At 48.5% G+C, this 19,228-nt stretch carries 21 protein-coding genes; 7 read left to right on the top strand and 14 right to left on the bottom strand.

From position 1 onward, the window contains the following. Positions 1–174: 174 nt before the first annotated feature. The 3 genes from AB9H23_RS05535 to AB9H23_RS05545 all read left to right on the top strand — a co-directional run bounded on the left by AB9H23_RS05535 (position 175) and on the right by AB9H23_RS05545 (position 3,436). Entirely contained in the window at positions 175–1,188 is a 1,014-nt protein-coding gene (locus AB9H23_RS05535; RefSeq protein WP_370004455.1) for a phosphorylating glyceraldehyde-3-phosphate dehydrogenase, read from the top strand. Positions 1,189–1,229: 41 nt separating this feature from the next. Next, positions 1,230–2,057, top strand: coding sequence for a deoxyribonuclease IV (locus AB9H23_RS05540; protein WP_370004456.1), 828 nt, complete (start codon positions 1,230–1,232; stop codon positions 2,055–2,057). A 263-nt stretch (positions 2,058–2,320) separates the two neighbouring features. Next, on the top strand, positions 2,321–3,436 hold the full coding sequence (locus AB9H23_RS05545; protein ID WP_370004457.1) for an AAA family ATPase: 1,116 nt from the start codon (positions 2,321–2,323) through the stop codon (positions 3,434–3,436). Between the two features lie 167 nt (positions 3,437–3,603). On the opposite strand, the gene hemA is transcribed toward AB9H23_RS05545, so the two are convergent. The 14 genes from hemA to AB9H23_RS05615 form a co-directional block, all read right to left on the bottom strand. Further along, positions 3,604–4,800 carry a glutamyl-tRNA reductase gene (gene hemA / locus AB9H23_RS05550; RefSeq protein ID WP_370004458.1) on the bottom strand — a complete coding sequence of 399 codons (1,197 nt, stop codon included), beginning with the start codon at positions 4,798–4,800 and terminating at the stop codon, positions 3,604–3,606. Next, positions 4,797–5,408 (bottom strand): bifunctional precorrin-2 dehydrogenase/sirohydrochlorin ferrochelatase, encoded by a 612-nt coding sequence (locus tag AB9H23_RS05555; RefSeq protein ID WP_370004459.1) that lies wholly within the window; start codon positions 5,406–5,408, stop codon positions 4,797–4,799. Before AB9H23_RS05555 ends, hemA begins: the two co-directional genes overlap by 4 nt. An 11-nt stretch (positions 5,409–5,419) precedes the next feature. Continuing rightward, positions 5,420–5,887, bottom strand: a complete 468-nt coding sequence (locus AB9H23_RS05560; RefSeq protein ID WP_370004460.1) for a methanogenesis marker 9 domain-containing protein — start codon at positions 5,885–5,887, stop codon at positions 5,420–5,422. A 133-nt stretch (positions 5,888–6,020) separates the two neighbouring features. Then, a complete protein-coding gene (gene atwA / locus AB9H23_RS05565; RefSeq protein ID WP_370004461.1) occupies positions 6,021–7,613 on the bottom strand; it encodes a methyl coenzyme M reductase system, component A2 in 1,593 nt (530 codons plus the stop codon). Positions 7,614–7,707: 94 nt separating this feature from the next. Then, positions 7,708–8,469, bottom strand: a complete 762-nt coding sequence (locus tag AB9H23_RS05570; protein ID WP_370004462.1) for an MJ0144 family RNA dihydrouridine synthase-like protein — start codon at positions 8,467–8,469, stop codon at positions 7,708–7,710. 44 nt (positions 8,470–8,513) lie between these two features. Further along, entirely contained in the window at positions 8,514–9,263 is a 750-nt protein-coding gene (locus AB9H23_RS05575) for a GTP cyclohydrolase III (RefSeq protein WP_013296198.1), read from the bottom strand. Next, a complete protein-coding gene (gene cofD, locus AB9H23_RS05580) occupies positions 9,260–10,165 on the bottom strand; it encodes a 2-phospho-L-lactate transferase (RefSeq protein WP_370004463.1) in 906 nt (301 codons plus the stop codon). Before cofD ends, AB9H23_RS05575 begins: the two co-directional genes overlap by 4 nt. 8 nt (positions 10,166–10,173) lie before the next feature. After that, positions 10,174–10,932: a coenzyme F420-0:L-glutamate ligase gene (locus tag AB9H23_RS05585; protein ID WP_147671585.1), complete on the bottom strand. Its 759-nt coding sequence runs from the start codon at positions 10,930–10,932 to the stop codon at positions 10,174–10,176. Positions 10,933–10,946: 14 nt separating this feature from the next. Further along, positions 10,947–11,555 (bottom strand): IMP cyclohydrolase, encoded by a 609-nt coding sequence (gene purO, locus AB9H23_RS05590; protein ID WP_147671583.1) that lies wholly within the window; start codon positions 11,553–11,555, stop codon positions 10,947–10,949. 16 nt (positions 11,556–11,571) lie between these two features. After that, the gene (locus AB9H23_RS05595) at positions 11,572–11,958 is read right to left on the bottom strand and encodes a biopolymer transporter ExbD (protein ID WP_147671581.1); all 387 of its coding nucleotides are present in this window, start codon (positions 11,956–11,958) and stop codon (positions 11,572–11,574) included. A 4-nt stretch (positions 11,959–11,962) separates the two neighbouring features. Beyond that, on the bottom strand, positions 11,963–12,802 hold the full coding sequence (locus tag AB9H23_RS05600) for a MotA/TolQ/ExbB proton channel family protein (RefSeq protein WP_147671579.1): 840 nt from the start codon (positions 12,800–12,802) through the stop codon (positions 11,963–11,965). 127 nt (positions 12,803–12,929) lie between these two features. Continuing rightward, positions 12,930–13,553, bottom strand: a complete 624-nt coding sequence (gene rnhB, locus AB9H23_RS05605; RefSeq protein WP_147671577.1) for a ribonuclease HII — start codon at positions 13,551–13,553, stop codon at positions 12,930–12,932. 17 nt (positions 13,554–13,570) lie between these two features. Next, positions 13,571–14,644 carry a rod shape-determining protein gene (locus AB9H23_RS05610; RefSeq protein WP_147671576.1) on the bottom strand — a complete coding sequence of 358 codons (1,074 nt, stop codon included), beginning with the start codon at positions 14,642–14,644 and terminating at the stop codon, positions 13,571–13,573. A gap of 1 nt (position 14,645) precedes the next feature. Then, a complete protein-coding gene (locus AB9H23_RS05615; RefSeq protein ID WP_013296206.1) occupies positions 14,646–15,278 on the bottom strand; it encodes a hypothetical protein in 633 nt (210 codons plus the stop codon). A 233-nt stretch (positions 15,279–15,511) separates the two neighbouring features. On the opposite strand from AB9H23_RS05615, the gene AB9H23_RS05620 reads away from it, so the two are divergent. The 4 genes from AB9H23_RS05620 to AB9H23_RS05635 are packed head-to-tail and all read left to right on the top strand — an operon-like array spanning position 15,512 to position 19,207. Continuing rightward, positions 15,512–16,195: an archaetidylserine decarboxylase gene (locus AB9H23_RS05620; protein WP_370004464.1), complete on the top strand. Its 684-nt coding sequence runs from the start codon at positions 15,512–15,514 to the stop codon at positions 16,193–16,195. Between the two features lie 45 nt (positions 16,196–16,240). Further along, the gene (locus AB9H23_RS05625; protein ID WP_370004465.1) at positions 16,241–16,924 is read left to right on the top strand and encodes an archaetidylserine synthase; all 684 of its coding nucleotides are present in this window, start codon (positions 16,241–16,243) and stop codon (positions 16,922–16,924) included. Further along, the gene (locus AB9H23_RS05630; protein ID WP_370004466.1) at positions 16,917–18,227 is read left to right on the top strand and encodes a DUF515 domain-containing protein; all 1,311 of its coding nucleotides are present in this window, start codon (positions 16,917–16,919) and stop codon (positions 18,225–18,227) included. Before AB9H23_RS05625 ends, AB9H23_RS05630 begins: the two co-directional genes overlap by 8 nt. A gap of 53 nt (positions 18,228–18,280) precedes the next feature. Further along, the gene (locus tag AB9H23_RS05635) at positions 18,281–19,207 is read left to right on the top strand and encodes a hypothetical protein (RefSeq protein WP_013296210.1); all 927 of its coding nucleotides are present in this window, start codon (positions 18,281–18,283) and stop codon (positions 19,205–19,207) included. The last annotated feature ends 21 nt before the right edge of the window (positions 19,208–19,228 follow it).

The raw sequence follows: 19,228 nt of genomic DNA on the forward strand, positions 1-19,228 counted from the left end.
AATGGTTATCCACCCAGAGTAACTCATTCAGAGATAACTATAAACCTAAAGTCCCCCTCACCCCACAGAGATAACTATATAAAATAATCAATGAGAAATAATATCAGATTACACCTTTAAACTTAAGAGGTTCCTCTGGGAACAGAAGTTTTCAGGGGATAGGAGGTTTCTTTAATGATATCTGTAGCCATTAACGGGTATGGGACAATAGGAAAGAGAGTCGCCGACGCTGTGGCTGCCCAGGACGACATGAAGGTCGTTGGTGTCAGCAAAACAAAACCTGATTTTGAGGCGAGGGTTGCAATTGAAAAGGGCTATGACCTCTATGTAAGCATCCCTGAACGCGAAAAGCTCTTTGATGATGCTGGAATCCCTGTTAGCGGTACCGTGGAGGACATGCTGGAGGAAGCAGACATCGTGGTTGATGCAACACCCGAGGGCATCGGTGCCAAGAACCTTGAACTGTACCGTGAAAAGGGGATAAAGGCCATATTCCAGGGTGGTGAAAAGCACGACGCCATTGGACTCTCATTCAACTCCTTCACAAACTACGCGGAGTCACTGGGGGCCGACTACACAAGGGTTGTTTCCTGCAACACCACCGGCCTCTGCAGGACCCTGAAACCAATAGATGACCTCTGTGGAATAAAGAAGGTGAGGGCAGTGATGGTAAGAAGGGGTGGCGACCCTGTACAGGTGAAAAAGGGTCCAATAAACGCCATTGTACCTAACCCCCCAACGGTCCCATCACACCACGGACCTGACCTCAAAACCGTCATGAAGGGCGTTAATATCCACACCGTTGCACTCCTTGTCCCCACAACACTGATGCACCAGCACAACATAATGGTGGAACTGGAGAACCCTGTGGACGCCGATGAGATAAAGGCGAAGCTAGACGAGACAACCAGGGTAATGCTTGTGAAGGCCTCAGAGGGCCTTGCATCAACCGCAGAGATAATGGAGTACGCCAAGGAACTTGGAAGGTCACGGAATGACCTCTTCGAGATACCCGTCTGGGAGGAGTCCATAAACGTGGTTGAAGGGGAACTCTTCTACATGCAGGCGGTCCACCAGGAATCCGATGCCGTCCCAGAGAGTGTGGATGCAATAAGGGCCCTCCTTGAACTTGAAGAGGACAACATGAAGTCCATAATGAAGACCAACAGGGCCATGGGCATACTCTAAAAACCAATTTTTTCTATTTAACCCTTTAACCGGGTGTTTTTTTGATAAGGGTTGGTCCTGCAGGGAACCCCGTGGGTTACCGTGGCAGTACAGTCAGTGTTTTCAGAAAGATCAGGGCCATGGGACTTGACGCCTATGAGTACCAGGCAACCTATGGCCTCAGGTTGAAGAAGGAAAACGCCCTTAAGATTGGTGAAAATTCCAGGAAGAATGATATACTTGTCTCAATGCACGGCCCCTACTATATAAACCTTTCATCAACCAAGGAGGAGACCATAGAGAAATCAATTGACCGGCTCTTTGACTGTGCGGTTGCAGGGGAGTGGATGGGTGCCTACCGTATTGTATTCCACCCCGGCTTTTACGGTGACCTGGGGAGGAGAAGGGCGTTTGAGCTCTGCAGGAAGTCCCTTGGGGAACTCATCTCAAGACTTGAAAGTGCCGGTATCAGGGACTTCACCCTTGCACCTGAGACCACCGGTAAGAGGTCACAGGTGGGAAGTCTAGAGGAGATTATAAGATTCTCAGAGGAATTTGATAACGTCATGCCCACAGTGGACTTTGCACACATACATGCAAGGGGTGGTGGGTGCATAGGGGGCGCCGGTGATTACAGGAGGATACTTGAGGAGATTGAGGGAAGATTAGGAGTGGAGCACCTCCACTGCCACTTCACAGGGATAGAGTACACAGATGCAGGAGAGAGAAAGCACCATACCCTATCCGAAGGCTTTGGCCCTCCTGTTGAGCCCCTCCTTGAGGTGCTGGTTGATGGTGGATGGGATGCCACCATAATCTCCGAGACACCCAGAAAGGATGAGGATGCAAGGAGGATAAAGACCCTACTTGAGGGGTACCTCAGCAGGTGACGCTGGTCCAGAGAAATAAGGTGTGGGGAATGTCTCAAAATCTACAAATCCAGTTTTTTATATGGGCTGCATGAAGTTGACCAAAAAATCTACACGGATGCTCCGATGTTTCTTGAATTAACTGCATTGAGTGTACTGAAAATACAGATCCCTCGGAGTGTACCTAAAACTTTATACACCCCGATGCACAATTTACCTATGATGAGTTTATTTCTTGAGTATATCACAGTATCAGAACTTGTTTCTGAAGAACAGGTGATGTGGTGAAATTCAATAACATAGTCTATGACCCCCAGCTAACAGATAAAAAGTTCCCTGTGAAGGCCTCTGATCCTGAAAGGGAGGCAAAACTTGTTGTTCTCCAGCCGGTTGGATACCCCTTCGTATGCAACCTGATGGAGTCCCCAAGGATAGACGCCGTTAACAAGGAACTCTTTGAGATCTATGCAAGGGACCAGTGGGAGGGTTTCAGTGCAACTGAGGGTTCCTATCTATTTGACCAGAAACTGCTCCCTGACTATGCATTCAAAATAATAAGGGCCCACCCTGACGGTTCAAAGATAACCAGGAACACCTCCATTATACTGCTGGAGAACGAGAGGGAGGAGTTCCATGAGGTGAAAAGTGATATCACCATGGACGATGTTATCGGTCAGGAGGACGCCAAGATAAAGTGCAGGATAATCATGAGGTACCTTGAGGACCCGGACAGATTCAGGGACTGGGCGCCCAGGAACGTCCTCTTCCATGGAAGCCCGGGTACAGGTAAGACAATGCTTGCAAAGTCCCTTGCAAATGAACTCAGGGTACCCCTCTACCTTATAAAGGCCACAAGCCTCATAGGTGAGCATGTGGGTGACGGTGCAAGGCAGATACATGAACTCTATGAACTGGCATCAAAAACTGCCCCATCAGTTATATTCATAGATGAGATGGACGCAATTGGCCTCGACCGGAGATTCCAGTCCCTCCGTGGGGACGTCTCAGAGGTGGTTAACGCACTCCTGACAGAGATGGATGGTATAAATCAGAACTGGGGTGTTGTAACCATAGGCGCCACCAATAACCCTGAACTTCTTGATAATGCAATAAGAAGCCGTTTTGAGGAGGAAATAGAGTTCAGGTTACCTGGGGATGATGAGAGGCGGATGATGCTTGAGAAATACATTGAGACCATGCCCCTGGATGTGGATTTCTCCCTGGACAAACTTGTTAAACTGACAAAGGGAATGTCAGGAAGGGACATAAAGGAGAGGGTGCTTAAAACAGCCCTCCACAGGGCACTGGCAGATGAAAGTCCAAAGGTGGAGCGTGAACACATAGAATATGCTCTTAAGGAGCGTGAACTGAAGGGCGAACCCAGGCACATGTTCGCCTAGATCAATTTTTTAATTTTATAAAATCCGTTTAAACTTTAATTTTTTTAGTGGTTAAAGAACTCCATGAGCACAAAACCCAATTCTCTACAGTCTTTTCCTGGTTAAAGGACTCCATGAGTACAAAAACCAAATTCTCTACATGAAGAGATCAGAAAATCCAAAAAAACCTAAGATTCCTCACAATCAAAGAGCTCAGAACACATCCTCAAGAACTCTTTATCATCCCTCTCTGCAGCATCCCTGATTTTCAGTGCAATATCATGGAATATCTTATCAACTATTGACCTTGTGAGGCCCTCAACAACCCTCTCAGGGTCCTTGCTGTTTTCAATTTTCTTAATTGCCTTACCTGCCTCCCTCTGCCGGAGGGACTCCATGCTCCCCCTTATCTCAGCAAGAAGTGGCTCCACCTCCCTGTGCTTCATTGCCCTCAGGAGGAGTTCAAGTTCAGCCCTCACTATCCCCTCGGCCTCCCTTGCCTCGGCCTCCCTCCTCTTTCGGTTCTCCTCGGCCACGCCCCTGAGGTCATCGATTGTGAATAGCCTGACTCCAAGTTCCCTCACGGATTCCTCTATATCCCTTGGGTTGGCTATGTCCACCATCACAATGCTGGACCTCCTCTCAGGGGGCACCGCCTCCATGACACGCTCACGGGTGAGTATATAGTGGGGTGAGCCTGTGGCACTTATAACAACATCTGCATCCCTGAGGGCCCTGTTGAGCCTGTCGAAGTGTATTGCATCACCACCGAGTTCGCATGCAAGCTGGTAGGCCCTCTCATATGTTCTGTTTGCAACCATTATTGCCTTGAGGTGTTTTTCGGCGAGGGCGCGGGCAACCAGTGTCCCCATTTTACCTGCCCCTATAACAAGGACCTTCTTGCATTTGAGGTCCCCGTGTATTGACTCTGCAAGATCAACAGCCGCTGATCCTATTGAGACAGAACCCCTGTTTATCTTCGTCTTCCGCCTCACGGTCTGTCCCACATGGACCGCCTTGGTGAACACCATATCAAGAAGGGGCCCGCAGGTACCCTCACGTAGGGCCTGTAACCTTGCAGCCTTTATCTGTCCAAGTATCTGGTCCTCCCCGATTATCATTGATTCAAGACCTGAAGCCAGTCTCAGAAGGTGTAGAAGGGCATCCTCATCTTTTTCAACTGTAAATCCATTAAAATCAAATTCAGGTGGGACCCCTGTGACATGAAGGTAGTACTCGACCCTGTTGCAGGTCATGAGGGGCACCTTCTCGGTCACGGCTTCAAGGGCCTCAAGTTCACCCACAATCTCCTCTATTCTGCCTGATGCCGTCTCCATTGTCTTCACATCAGAGGTCTTGTGGTCGAGTCTTATGTTAAGAATCACCTGAAGCCCCCCCTATCCATGATTATGTCCCGCGCCCTTCTTATGGCACCCTCCAGATCACCAGCTTCAAGTTTTTCCTGTACCATTTTATCCTCTGAGATCTCATAGAGAATTCTGCGCCTCTTTCTGTGATCCGGGACCTCTTTCATGAGCACGCGACGGGATACATCCTGAACCTCAATCATTAGTATATCCTCTGGTTTTATGACCTCCTGGATCCTCCTGCGGAGGTGTTTTGCCATCAGTGGACTCTTTTTCCCTGTGAATACTGAGATTGAAACATCCGCTATTTTGAATGTCGATGGGACAACCACGTTACCCCTTGATGGGTCATCTGCCCGGTTAAGGAGTTTACCCTCTGCAAGTTCAGTTACCCTTTCATTGAGGCTTCTATCGGGACTTGCGGCAACTATGAGGTCTGCCTTCTTAATCCACTCCTCAAGTTTTTCCTCGGCTATTGAAACAGCGCCTTCAACTTCCTGTCCAAGAACCGCAACCTCTGCACCGGCCTCGATGAACCTCATCGCCCTTCTTCTTCCAACTTCACCTGAACCCACCACGAGTACCCTCTTACCTTCCATGTCAATGTAGAGGGGTGTGAGGGACATTTTACCATCCGTCAGAGGGATTTCATTCTGAGTATCTTCATTGCTGTTCTGAGGTCATTATCTGCCTCGGCAAGGGCCTCCCTGGCCTCTTCAATGGATACCTCAAAGGCTTCTGCCAGGGCCTTCACGCTCTCGGTGTCAGGTTCAGAGGTGCCCACAAGTTCCTCTGAGAGCCTCTTTTTGAGTTCCATGTACTCCTCAGTTGTCATGTTAATCCTCTTCATGGCCATGTCCCTGAGTGGACAGGGCTTTGAGGGCTTGCAGCACCAGACAAGTGAACCGAAGCATGTCCCCTGGCCCTCACCAAGCCTTGTATTTCTTGCGAATGACTCCTTGATTTCAATGTAATCCTGTGGTGTCAGTCCCGCCTCCTCAAGTGCTATCATTATGGGGCAGGGCTTCACCGGTGGGCAGCAGAATGTAAGCGCCCTTTTATCACCACCCCTGCAGACATGGGATGGTGCGTCGCTCCATACCAAACACAGTCCTCCTTTATTAATTATGTTTATTCTGTTAATAATAATCCATTACATGGTATCTAAAATAACACCACTTAATGCCTTTAACAGCTTTTTTGATAAATAAATTGTGGTTTGCAGATAATAAAGGGGGTTATTCCCTGAGCATCCCCCTCTTCTCATCGGGGGTGAGGTCCCCGACGATTGACTCGGGTTCACCTGTCTTGAGGATTCTGCCTCCCCTCATGAGGGATGCCCTGTCACAGACATCAAGCACGAAGTCCATGTCATGTGAAATTATCAGGAAGGTCTGATTCAGTTCCTCCCTGGCCTTCAGGATTGAATCTGTAACCTGCACCCTGGTTATGGGGTCCATGGTACCTGTGGGTTCATCAAGTATTATTATCCTGGGCTCCCTGATGAGGACCTGGGCAAGGGCGACCCTGTGTCTCTCACCACCTGAGAGCTCATCGGGGTACTTGTCAAGGAGGTTCTCTGCGTACTCCTCATCAAAGCCCACGGCCTTGAGGACATAGACAGCCTTCATCCGGGCAAATTCTGCCGGAAGTTCAAGGCTGATGGCCTCTGTGAGGTTACCCAGCACATCCCTGTGGGGGTAGAGGCTGTACTCCTGGTGGAGTATCCCAAGGTAGGGCGTTACACGGCCACGGCCAAGGGGCCCCTTCTCGGTCATGTCTATCCATTCATCACCCAGCCTCACGCAGACCTTCCCGCTACTTGGCTCGGTTATGCCGATTATTATCCTTGAGAGCGTCGTCTTACCGGCTCCGCTGAGCCCCACTACACCAAAGATTTCCCCCTCATAGACTGTGAGGTCAACACCGTCAACAGCCTTTACAACACCCCTGTCAATGGAGTAGTAGTGCTTCTTAACATCAACCATCTTTATGATGGGGGTTTCCCTTTCAAACTCCTTCACCTTCTCAGGTGCGGGCACCTGTTCCATGAAGCTGGCAACCACGTCATCGGGGTCTCCCTCCTCGATTATCTCACCCTTCTCGATCCATATGGCATAATCAGAGAGGTCCCTCATGACCTCGGGCCAGTGGGAGGTTATGATCATGGTTATTCCCTTATCCTTGACACCCTCAAGGAGTGCGTCGTGTATGAGCTCAGCTGTCTGGGGGTCAAGGGTACCTGTTGGCTCATCAGCCAGGAAAACCATTGGCTCCTTGGCCAGCTGCCTTGCAAGGACAACCCTCTGCTTTTCACCACCACTGAGATCCCTTGCAATGTGTGTTATCCTGTGGCTCATCTGAACCATTTCAAGGAGGTCAAGGGCATGGTAGAGGGCTGTTTCATATTCAACATCCGGCATTGACTTTATGACGTTATCGATTACCGTGTCATCCTCATAGAGGGCAAATGTCCTCTGGAGCATTATGGCTATTCTTCTCCTGACGGCGGCGAAGGTCTTCTTGTCACAGTTCCAGAAGTCCACTTCCCTTAGTGAAAATTTTGAGCCACATCCACATACATTACCCTCAAAGGATGGGGGTTCAACTCTGAGGCATTCAGGGCAGATTGCCACGTTGTAGATCACACGGCCAGAGTCGGGCCTGTATTCCTTCATACCCCTCAGCATGTTTATGAGAACAGATTTTCCTGCCCCACTTCTTCCCAGTATCCCAAGGACCTTGCCCTCATCGATTTCAACGCTGATGTTTTTTAAAACCTCAACACCCTTAAACTTCTTTGTGACGTTTTCCAGCTTTATGAAAGACATGTGCTCACCCTCAGTTGCTAAAATTAACGTTACCAGTGAAAGATGAATCTGTATTATTCTTTTGATAAAGGGACTATTAAAATTTTCTAAATTTTTAGTCCAGATTAAATCTGAGTTCCCTGAGATTAAAGTCTATCCTGCCAGATATGGCGGCCCTTGCAATTGATACTGCATCTGCACCTGCAGCAAGCATTGCAGCGGCGGATTCAGGGTCTCTCACTGAATTGTTACCTATGAGGGCCGAATTCCTTAAGTTCTGTGAAACTTCACCCACGAGTTCAAGGTCGGCCCTATCCTCCCCTGGTTTCATGGCGTCCAGGTGAATGTAGCTAACCCCAAGGTCATCAAGCATTCCTGCAATGTCAGCCGTATCAACTCCAGGCACATTTCCCCGTATCTTGACAGAGACCTCTGCATTGGCACCCTTCACGACCTCAGATGTGAAGTCCTCCATGAATTCAGGGTCATGGAGCATCGCCTGTCCGGCACCCAGGGAGGTTATCTCTGGCTGTCTGCAGTGTGCATTTATCTCAACAATATCCACTTCCCTGATGGATGATATCTCCATGATGGGTTCGGGGTCAAGGGCCCTGAGGTTCACAGAGACCAGCACCTCAAAACTGTCCTTTATCCTTGATGCCTCAGATTCTACTATGGATTTAAGTTCAGAAGAGTCAAAATCAAATTCAGGTCTGCCCCTCTGGGCTATTAGCCTTCCAGCCCTGGATGTTTCCTCATCTGCATTGTAGCCGCCCAGTGTAACAGCATCAAAACCATAGGGGATAAGTTTCATGCAGAATTCTGCATCGGTTATACCTGCCATTGGGGCCAGGACAATTATGATATCAGCAACCACAGGTTTTTGGTTAGAAAATCTTGATAATGCGGGACCTCATCCACCTATTCCTTCATCACATGGACCAGGTCATATGTGAAGCCGCCCCTTATCTCCTCGAGGGCCAGGTCTGCCAGGTTGGCTGCCTTCTCAGCTGTTGGTGCCTTACCGATACCTGCCTTGAGTGCAACGTTTATCTCGTCATCTATCTCATTGAGTATGCGAAGCAGACCCTGCGGTTCAAGGCCGTTACAGGGGGACATGAAGTTATCCCCACCTATGAAGAATAGAAGGGCGCCCTCCTTTATGAGTTTCTTCATCAGAAAGTGCTGGACCCGGTTAACAATGAATGATGTGTCATAGGCTGGCACAATGTCGGTCATGGTCTCTGTGATGCCATTTATATCAATATGTGCAATCTGCACATAACCCTCATCCACAAGACCATCTATGGCAAGGACCTCCTTCCTGTCCTCTGACTGGGCCCCTCCATGGCTCTGAAGAGCCCTTGAAGCGTTTCTCTGGGCATCATAGGGTGTCTCAGCGGCCCCTACACCCATACTCACGGTTATGGGGTAACGGTTACCTATGGACCTCTGTATCCTTCTGTGGTCCTCCACTCCTATACCATTGGTAATGGCGAGCATATTATCGAATCTTGTGAAGAAAACAAGTCCCTGACGGGCAGCAAACTGGCGCTGAAGGTCAGCGTAAAGTTCTGCCTGGAGTATCTGAAGATCAGCCTCATTACGTGGGGCTGGTGTGACTGTCCATGGCCCATAATTGTCTATCTGAATTAAGGTCATCTGTATCATAATATTTCACCCAAAAGTATTCTGGCCAACATTATTTTATCCCCTATGTTTTCCATGATGGTCTTTGTTATCGTTACCTCTTTTATTAGTTTTTCTATTTCCGTCTTGAGATTTGAGTCGGCCTCATCAATCACCAGCATGTCAAGAAAATCACTGTACATCTCTGCAAGGCCAAGGCTCGAGACCTCATAGCCCTTAGCTTCCATGAATTTCCCTGCAGGGCCACTGAATGGCCTCCTGCCTATAAATGGTGATACTGCAGATACCTCTGCATCTCTGAGGGCATCCCTAACACCCTCTGTTTTGAGGATGGGTCCTATGGATGTCACAGGATTGGATGGTCCCACTATGACCCTTTCGGCAGACTCAACCGCCTCTAAAACACCAGGTGCCGGTTTAACCCTGCTGAACTGAACATCCAGGACCTCAGGCTCTGACCTCCTCTCCACAAGGAACTCGTGGAACCCCATCTCAGCCTCATCTGTAATTATCCTGATATGGGATTCCTGGTTGCTCATGGGGATAACCCTTGATTCCACACCTAGGGCCCTGCACTGGCGTTCCACCGCCCTGTGGAGTGGCATTTCCCTTAAAAGGAGGGTTTTCTGTATCTTGAATGCCCGGTCAAGGTCACCTATCCTCAGGAGCTCCGGGCATCCAAGTTCAGCAAGCCTCTCATGGGTTATGAATGTGTCATCCCGGACCCCATACCAGGTCTCCTCGTTTATTATCCCTGCAAGGGTGTAGATAACTGTGTCGATGTCAGGTGCGACATAGACTCCAGAAAAATAGTCGTTCTCAACCGTATTAACTATCACCGTAACCTCAGAGGGGTCCACAACCCTCACAATGCCCTGCAGGAGTTTTGGTGTGCCTGTACCCCCAGAGAGGACTGTTATCATTGAACCACCTAATCCCTGAAGACGTCAAGTTTCCGGGGCCTTAAAAGTTCCATTGCGCTGCCAGTGGCGCGGAGGTGCCCCCATGGGTAACCCCTTACTATGACGGCGGGTACGCCCTCATCTGCCTGTCCCATCACAAGGGAGGCTGCGGCTGCCAGCTCATCTGCAACCGCCACCCTGGTTGTCTGGAGGCTCCTGCCATAAAGGTCCAGTTCACCCTTCCTGTCCCACACCGGTGAAATGCCAGCGACTCCAACTGCAACACCGACAGCCCCCTCCCTGAAGGGCCTTCCCTGTGTATCAGAGATTATGACAGCCACTTCCCTCCCTGTGAGTTCCTGAAGACCCTCAAGTATCCTTCTGGCGCTTCTGTCAGGGTCCTCTGGGAGTGGGGTTGCCAGTCCATCCTCAACATTTGACTCGTCAATACCTGCATTGGCGCATACAAATCCGTGCCGGGTTTCGGATACTATGAAGTCATGGCCAACCTTCAGTATCTCAGTGGACTCCTCAAGGATTGCCTCAACGAGTCTGGGGTCCTTACCTGTCCTTGATGCTATTTCAAGTGCCTTTCTGGATGGTTCAATCCTCCTGAGGTCAACGGTGTTGCCCTCTGCCTTTGCCACCAGTGTTTCAGCGATTACTACTATGTCACCATCAAGGAGTTCCATGTTCGAGGATTTCAGGGCGTCCACTATAAGGGCTGCTATGTCATCACCCTCTGAGACAAGTGGTAGACCTTCCACTCCAGTTAGGGTTATCTGCATTTAAGCACCGGAATTCATTTTTCTCCTGTCGCCAGCTTCCAACCGTCTCCTCTGTTGAATGCCGCTGCCGAGGTAACAGGGTGTGTGAATGCCGCAAAATCTCCGCCGCCCAGTATGAACTCTGCAGCCTCCTCTGCATTTCCAGCTTCAAAGGTGGTTTCTGCTGGTTCTGTCTGCTCATAGGTTGATATGTACATTGAAACGCCTTCAGGGACCCTTCTGACATTTATCCCATCCTCTGTAACTATTCCTATGAACGCATCCGAGTCATTGATTGCCGCCGCGATTCTTGGGGTGTTGAGTTCATCCTTCTCATAGTCCATTGTAAGGAGCGAGAAGCCCAGGGCATCCTTCAGATTCATCCCGAGGGATATCTTATCTGCAATGGTATCTGTATGGGAACCGTTGGATACAACCGCAGTCCCATCAACTATCCTTATGCAGTTGTATGCTATGTAGGGGTTTTTGAATACGTCACCCTCACAGCCCTCAACTGGTACAATCGCAACCCTCTCGTCAAGGAGCCTTGCAGTCCTGTTTGGGAAGGATCTGCTTGAGACCCTGTAAGCCACGAAGGATCCGCTGCTGTTTCTTCCAACTGCCAGTATTCTTCCAAGATACATCATATCACCTGCAAAATTATGATGGTGTTTTAACCGCCCTGTCGACCGGAAGGTCAGGTGGTGCTGTTATGATTATTGCCCCCTCCCTGGGCCTTATTATTATTTCACCCTCATCTATGACCCTGGTGTGGACCGCCACCGCACTGTTCTTTATGTGGCTGGACATGTCAATGCCATTAACCGTTACCCGCCTCAGGCCTGCGACAGGTATGAGGTAGTACTCTGATGGCCCGGTGTTTTCACTTATCTGGGGCTTTCCTGATGCCTCACCTGCCCCTCCTGAAAAGGTGGTTGTTACCACAAGGAAAATCAGTATTGTGAAGAGTATATCGATGAAGGGGACCATGTTAAACTTTGGCCTTCCATGGACCTTGTTCCTGTACCTCTCTGTATCCAGGACCATTTTATCACTGCCGCAGCTTACTTTCAATGATCTCGGCGCTCTTACCGCACCTTTCGAGTATTATGTTGTTTATGCTCTTCTCAAGCATGCTGGGCTTGAATGCCACCACAAGGTTTGCCTCAGGGTCATCAACCGTCCTCACGCTGACAACACCATCCGATTCCATGAGGGCCTCGACCACATCATCGACGTCTCCATCAACCCTTATCCTCATGATGGCGTACCCCCAGTTTGTCATCTTCTTTATGAGTTCAATCTTGTCTATCTCATCGTCTATCCTGCCTGTTATGTAGGAGTAGAGGGGCATGAGGATTATGGCAACTGCCAGTCCAAGTATCGTGGTTATAAGTGCAACATAGATCCCCTCAGCCATTGCAGCAGGATCAGCGTTAACACCCAGGGCCCTGAATGTGTACCATATCCCTATGACGGTCCCTATAAGACCCAGCATTGGGGCGACCTCTATTATTGTCCTGAGAGTCCCGAGACCCTTTGTCATGTTGCTCATCTCAACAATGAAAACACGTTCCATCGCATCCTCAACCTCTGAACGGTTCCTGTAGCCTATCTTAAGGGCCTCTGATATTATCTTTGATACTGGATTCTGGTACTGCCCTATCTCCCTGAGTGCCTCAAGTGCTCCGCCCTTCTCCATGGATTCATTGACCTTGCCTATTATCTGGGGTGTGCTAACACGCGAAATCTTCCTTAGGTAGTGTATTTTCTCAATGGAAGTGATAAAACCATAGATGCCTGTGATTGCTATTATGTATGTTATTACACCGCCACTGCGGAACATTTCAAGTACTGTCCCAAAGAAGTTGAAGACTGGTTCGAGAAACATTTTTCTGCCTCACCTGATGGGTATTTACCGGAGAGGATATATTTAAAAATAGTGGTCTGGCTGTATTATGATTAAATCAGTTTTTTCTCCTCTTCTGGACCGTGGCCCATGACTTTCTCTGATTAAATCAGTTTTTTCTCCTCTTCTGGACCGTGGCCCATGACTTTCTCACGAAGTCCGGGAGTTCATCGTAGCTGAGTGATTCCAGAAAAGCCCTGGTGCGGGGGTCGCTGGGATAACCGGAACCCATGTCCCCCAGTTTTCTGTTCAGCTTCTGTATCCTCTCTATTTCAAGGTCCCTTTCAACCTTGGCGATTATTGAGGCCGCTGCAACGGGGTAATACTTTGCATCTGCACCGTGCTCGGCCTTCACCTCGATGTCCCCGAAGTGGGACCTTATCTCCTCAGCCAGCCTCTCTGGTTTAACATCCACTGAATCTATTATGACAGAGTCCGGCTGTGCCTCGGCTATTATCCTCTTTATTGCTATCTTCTCTATCTCATTTAGGTTGAAGCCCTTCTCACGCATCGTGTCAATATCCGATGCCGATATCTTAACCGTGAACACCCTTGAGATCCTTCTTATCTTCCGGGCAAGAAATTTTCTCCTCTCGGGTGTGAGCTTCTTTGAGTCCCTTATACCCATTTTCCGGAGTATCGAGAACTTCCTCTCAGGGACCATAACACCCGCCACGACAAGGGGACCTATTACAGGACCCCTCCCCGCCTCATCAATTCCAAGAACCTTCATCAGATCAGAAAAAATAATTATTTCATTGCCTTGAGCCTTACCTCAGGTTCAAGTGCCCTTGGTTCTGCAGCAACTATTGCGGCTCCCTTGGCAACCACTGTCATGGGGTCATCTGATATCTCGGCAGGAATGCCAACCTCGTCCAGTATCCTCTCCCTGAGGCCCCTGAGCTGTGAGGTTCCACCCACAACAACAGTCTTGTTGTAGACCCCTGAGATGAGTTCAGGTGAGAGCCTTTCAAGTACCGCTGCTATGGAATCCACTATACCCTTTACAACAGGCTCGGCAGCCTCTGCAACCATTTCAGAGTCAATTTCAACCTTTTTAGGTTTGTTTGTCTCCATGCATTTGCCTATAACCACTGTTTTGAGGTTTTCAAGGTCCTCATTACACTTGACCATCCCAACCTCTATCTTTGCCTTCTCTGCCTCATGGATGCCTATCTCAACATTGTACTTCTCCTTCACCAGTTCAACAAGGTTGGTGTCAATATCATCCCCGCCGACCCGGATTGTCTCAATGTCGGTTATGCCTCCAAGGGATATCACGACAATGTCACTGGAACCGGCCCCTATGTCAACAACCATGGTCCCTGACGCCTCTGCTATGGGCAGCCCGGCCCCTATGGCAGCTGCAAGGCCCTCACTTATAACCAGGACATAATTTGCCCCTGCCTTCCTTCCTATCTCCTCAACGGCGTTTCTTTCAACCTCTGAGGCATCCCCGGGTATACCTATAACTATCCTGTCAATGGAATCAGAATCTCCTGCCCCCATCTCCATTGCATATACAAGGAGTGCCTCTGCCTGTGCAACGCTCTCAATAACACCCTTCCTCAGTGGTCTCACAGCAATTATGTCCTCGGGAGTTCTTCCGAGCATCATCTTTGCCTCTTCACCCACTGCAAGGACATATGATGGGTCCTCCTTCTTGACGGCCACCACAGAGGGAATCTTGTAGATATCAAATTTATCCCCTGCGGGTTTGGCAACCACGGTGTTGAGGGTACCCAGGTCTATTCCGAGTGTATTGGTGATTGCACTCTTCCTTTCCTGTTTTTCTTCAGATTTCTTCTTCCCAAATGAAAACATGCTACTCCTCCTCAAATATGTCTCTAAAGTCAACTGCAAATATGTTGTTGCGGGATGCTATCTCATTTATCCTCTCAACATCCCCTGATTCATGAACAGAGATAAGCAGTGTCACTAGGACAACGTCTGTAACCTTGAAGAGGGGGTCGATTATGTTCCTTATAAATCCCGGGAGCCTCTCTGTAAGGTAGACATCTGTCTCTATAAAACCGCTCGTTCTGTCCTCAAGGATGAAGGAAAAACCTATTTTATTCTTTTCAGCCTCCCCTGCAAACCTTTTCATATAGTTCTCAGGGGCGACAAGAAGCACAAGGTTGGGCTCGTTCTCAACGTAATATGGGGCTATCTTTATATAGGCCCCTCCCTTTTCCTTGCATATAAGTGAAAGATCTCTTATTTTGTTGCTTTCGCCATAAAGCATTATCAAATCAAAGCGTTTTCTTAAAAAGGAATCCTTGATGGTAACGTGTTCCCTGAAGAGTATCTTTACAAGATCCCTGGATGTGATTGCTTCATATGCCACAGAGTTGACCATCTCCTCATTACCTGCAATCACACACCACAGCCTGTCTGAACTCTGGGCTGTTGAAACCTGTGCTGCCTTTCTGAGAACCTTTATCTTACTCTCTATCATCACCATCACATCTACTCTAAAAGGAACTTAAAAGAAAGTTCCCCTGCTCCAGAGGAAAACACATGCATATCAATCACAGATTACATTTAATCTTCAGCACATGACTATATATATGTTTCACTAATTATTATTCAACATCCAGTGAGGTGCTGATGAGTGAAAGCCAGGGTGTTACTCTTCAAGAGGGTCTTCATGTGCCTCTACCTCTACAATTATTAGAATAGGTGAATTGTGTGTTTGTTAAGGGCGTTGCAAAAAGAGCCAGTTTTCTCATAAGTGTGGCCACCATACCATTTCTCCTGGGCTACCACGCTGTCAGTATACTCATGTTCAGCCTCATAGCCTTCATGATGCAGTTCTTCAGGGACCCTGAAAGAAATATTCCCTCTGAAGATAATATCATCGTTGCCCCCGCAGATGGTAGGCGTTTATCCGGCAAGATAGACCGTATAAAAAGGGTTGGGTCAGATTATCCCCTCATTGACAGGATATTCCCTGGGGGTGATGGGGGTATTCTCATAAGTACCTTCATGTCACCATTTGATGTCCACGTAAACCGGGCCCCTGTCTCAGGGAGGGTGATATACACAGAGCACCTTGACGGCAAATTCAGGATTGCACGTTCACGTGTCCTCACCGAAAATGAAAGGAACCTGATCGTGATAGAAACAGAGCATGGCAATGTTGGGGTGGTGCAGATAGCAGGGTTCATTGCACGGAGGATCGTTCAGTACGTCAATGAGGGAGACTATGTTGAGCGGGGGAGCCGTATAGGTATGATAAGGTTCGGCTCAAGGGTAGACCTTATACTGCCAGAAAACTGTGAGGTGCTTGTGAAGACAGGGTCAAGACCCATTGGCGGGGAGACCGTGCTCGCAAGGTTCATAGAAAATGAAGATGACCGCAATAATACTTAATTAACTCAGACACAATTATATACTATAAATCTGCAGGTGGCGCTGATGAATGACAAGAAGATAACATCCTTCATATCATTACCTGATATTTTATCGATCTTAAATGCCTCATCAGGCTATTTTTCCATTTTAATGTCCATTCATGGGGCTTTTAGTGCTGCATCTATTCTGATGCTCTTGGCTGTCATTTTCGATTCGCTTGATGGGTGGGTTGCACGCCGAACTGGTAGAGTTGATATTCATGGATTTGGCAAAAACATAGACTCCCTTTCAGATGTAATCTCATTTGGTGTTGCCCCAGCCATCCTTATCTACTTAACAAGTGCCGATTTTCGATATATTAATATATTAGTAGGTCTCTTAATAGTAATATGTGGCATACTGAGACTCTCAAGGTTCAATGTTCTCACAGGGGGTGGGAAGAACTTCACGGGACTTCCAATACCCGTGGCGGCGGTTGTTGTATCATCATTTTATCTCACAGGATTCTACAGTGAGACAGTTGTGGGGGTCATGATGCTCGCTGTCAGTATCCTCATGGTCAGCAGTATCGAATATCCTCGTGTGGGGGGTAAAATGGCCTCTGCTGCTTTCATACTCATAATAGCAGCAATTGTAACAGGCTTGATTGAAATGACCACTATTCCAGCAGCTATCATGCTTTTTATGGCCACTGTGGCATACATTGCAGTGCCTATAACACCAATGAGACGTGATCTGAATGCTTGATAAGATTAAAGGTAATGACAGGGAGAAAAAGAATAATCCTCCTGATCTCCGGAAAAACAACAGGAAAGATGACTCAAAGATTGGGGACAAACTTAAGGGACTTGTGGGTAAATTCGGTGGCGGTGAGGGCTCAGATAAGAAAAAACCCAGACCCATGCCAAAACCCAGGCCCCGGCTGAAATCCCCTGAAGAGTCAAAGGCAGGGAAAACCCCTGAAAAACCTCTCAGGGGTGGTGAAAAGCCTAAACCCAGACTCACACCACCACCCAAACGACCTGGTGGTCCATCGGGAGGTATAGGTCGAAAAATCCCTGACGAAGATCAGAAAACCCTTGTTGGCGCTCTCGTATTTGGTGTTATTCTCATGGTCCTTGCTGGTGCAGGCTACTACTTCCTGGTCTACCAGCCATACCAGGAGGTGCTGCAGAACGCCAAGGCCACAAAGATCGCTGAGGTGGACGCACTCTTCAAGGGCCCCCTCGCAACTGATCCCCAGAAGCAAGCCATACTTGCACAGATAGATGCCGCTGTTACACCCGAGGAGGCCCTAGCGGTTGATGTTGTGGGTCCCGCAACACAGTCGTGGCGTACCTATCAGAACCAGCAGATAAATATAAAGAAGGACCGTGTCGGCAGGGTCATGGTCAACTATACAGACAACGGTCAGGAAAAGCGCGTGATAATGAAGGTTGCTGATGCAAAGAAATTTGTGAGCCAGGCCGATGCGACCGTGCTTGCAAATACGCAGATCCAGACCCCTGATACCGTTGCTGTGCCAATAATGATCACGAGACTGCAGGCTGCAGGCGGCCTTATAAGTGTGGGTAACATGGTCGACGTCTACCTCAACCAGAACGCCACCGAGAACAATACATCAGCTGCAGCATCAACACCAAGAATAAGCGGGGCTACTGTACTTGCAATTCTTAGATCCAAGGACAGCGGTACAGTGGACGCGCGCATACTAAACACTCAGCGGTTAACACTAAACACAATAACCTCACAGAGCGAAAATGAAAGAACATCATCAACAGATGTGGAGCAGCTCCTGCGGGCGGCTGCCTCAGGTGGTCTGAATGAAGCCGAGATCAATGCCATACTCCAAAACTACGGTATAAGGCTGTCCAACTATGAGAGGTCATCAAATCTGGGAGAGCTTGATGCCAACTACCTCATAATACTCGAGGTCCCAAGGGAGGATGTCCTCTTCCTGATACAGAACATGAACAGCATCGTTCTGACTGTGCCAACACAGAACGCCCCTGACTGGATGATCAGGGAGCTTCAGAGCATATACGGCTGACTAAGCCAAAAAATTTATTAAATTTTTATTTAATATTCTAGGTGGGGATGTTTATGAAAAAATGGGTGTATGTTGTTATAGCTGCTGTGTTCATGCTTTCCATTCTGGGAGTCTCTGATACAGGGTCAGCTGCCAAGGAGACATGGGTTTCTGAAAAACCATCTGCAACCAGTTTCAGGTTGAAGGACCTGACCGCTGTTATAACCGTAAAGATAAAGAACAATGACAACAACGTCCAGTACTTCAAGATAGGGCAGGTATACCAGGGAAGCCTTTCAGAGAACAGTACAATTAAATGGCTCATCCAGTGGACGAATCCAGCGGCGGTTAAAATGGTCAAGTCAAGGACGCCTGAACTGGGGGGTGACTACGGCTGGAAGGTGAAACCTGGGGAGACAAAAACAGTGTCATTTGGCCTCAGGGCCACGGGGGATATGGGTGAGATACCCAGTTACATCGTTAATGTTGAGTCAGATAACAGCAATTACTGGCCACTTATAAATGAGCCTGGCCTCATGTCCTCATGGTTCATGCCCAATGAGATAGAGGTCCTAAACCCATCACTGGATCTCAGATACTGGAAGGGGACCTTTGGGTTCACTCTGATCAACATCGATGAAGAGAAGGTTTCAGGTATCGTGAGGGCCCCCATTGCCCCTGCAAACTCAAAACTAGTGTACAGTTCACCCAAGGCATTTGTGGATGATGACCTCTTTGTGAGCACACAGGTTGCTGCATGGGATGTCACAATGGACCCGGAGACCTCACAGAGGTTCGTATACACCTACGAATGGCCCGCTAAGGTAAGCGGAGGTAACGGTTCAACCAGTGGTGGAGGCTATTACCCGCCAGGCACTCTTCAGGGGACAACCGGTTCATCATCTGTTCCAGGTGCTAAGACAGGTGCCCCCTACGGTCCACTGGTGATAGGTGTGCTTGTGACTGCAGCCGCAGTTGCCTACACAAAGATCATACGTTAATCATCCCACCTTAACTTTTTT

It is taken from the genome of Methanothermobacter sp. KEPCO 2 (assembly GCF_041228365.1).
GTDB classification, from domain to species: Archaea; Methanobacteriota; Methanobacteria; order Methanobacteriales; family Methanothermobacteraceae; genus Methanothermobacter; species Methanothermobacter marburgensis.

Bases quoted from the DNA above. Each gene is read 5' to 3' on its own strand.
- atwA (WP_370004461.1), bottom strand. From the start codon at position 7,613: ATGTCTTTCATAAAGCTGGAAAACGTCACAAAGAAGTTTAAGGGTGTT.
- AB9H23_RS05630 (WP_370004466.1), top strand. From the start codon at position 16,917: ATGCTTGATAAGATTAAAGGTAATGACAGGGAGAAAAAGAATAATCCT.
- AB9H23_RS05555 (WP_370004459.1), bottom strand. From the start codon at position 5,408: ATGTCCCTCACACCCCTCTACATTGACATGGAAGGTAAGAGGGTACTC.
- AB9H23_RS05615 (WP_013296206.1), bottom strand. From the start codon at position 15,278: ATGATAGAGAGTAAGATAAAGGTTCTCAGAAAGGCAGCACAGGTTTCA.
- AB9H23_RS05575 (WP_013296198.1), bottom strand. From the start codon at position 9,263: ATGATACAGATGACCTTAATTCAGATAGACAATTATGGGCCATGGACA.
- rnhB (WP_147671577.1), bottom strand. From the start codon at position 13,553: ATGAAGGTTCTTGGAATTGATGAGGCGGGGAGGGGTCCTGTAATAGGT.
- purO (WP_147671583.1), bottom strand. From the start codon at position 11,555: ATGTATCTTGGAAGAATACTGGCAGTTGGAAGAAACAGCAGCGGATCC.
- AB9H23_RS05600 (WP_147671579.1), bottom strand. From the start codon at position 12,802: ATGTTTCTCGAACCAGTCTTCAACTTCTTTGGGACAGTACTTGAAATG.
- AB9H23_RS05635 (WP_013296210.1), top strand. From the start codon at position 18,281: ATGAAAAAATGGGTGTATGTTGTTATAGCTGCTGTGTTCATGCTTTCC.
- cofD (WP_370004463.1), bottom strand. From the start codon at position 10,165: ATGATAACAGTCCTCTCTGGGGGTACAGGCACACCAAAACTCCTGCAG.
- AB9H23_RS05625 (WP_370004465.1), top strand. From the start codon at position 16,241: ATGAATGACAAGAAGATAACATCCTTCATATCATTACCTGATATTTTA.
- AB9H23_RS05610 (WP_147671576.1), bottom strand. From the start codon at position 14,644: ATGTTTTCATTTGGGAAGAAGAAATCTGAAGAAAAACAGGAAAGGAAG.
- AB9H23_RS05585 (WP_147671585.1), bottom strand. From the start codon at position 10,932: ATGCAGATAACCCTAACTGGAGTGGAAGGTCTACCACTTGTCTCAGAG.
- AB9H23_RS05595 (WP_147671581.1), bottom strand. From the start codon at position 11,958: ATGGTCCTGGATACAGAGAGGTACAGGAACAAGGTCCATGGAAGGCCA.
- AB9H23_RS05535 (WP_370004455.1), top strand. From the start codon at position 175: ATGATATCTGTAGCCATTAACGGGTATGGGACAATAGGAAAGAGAGTC.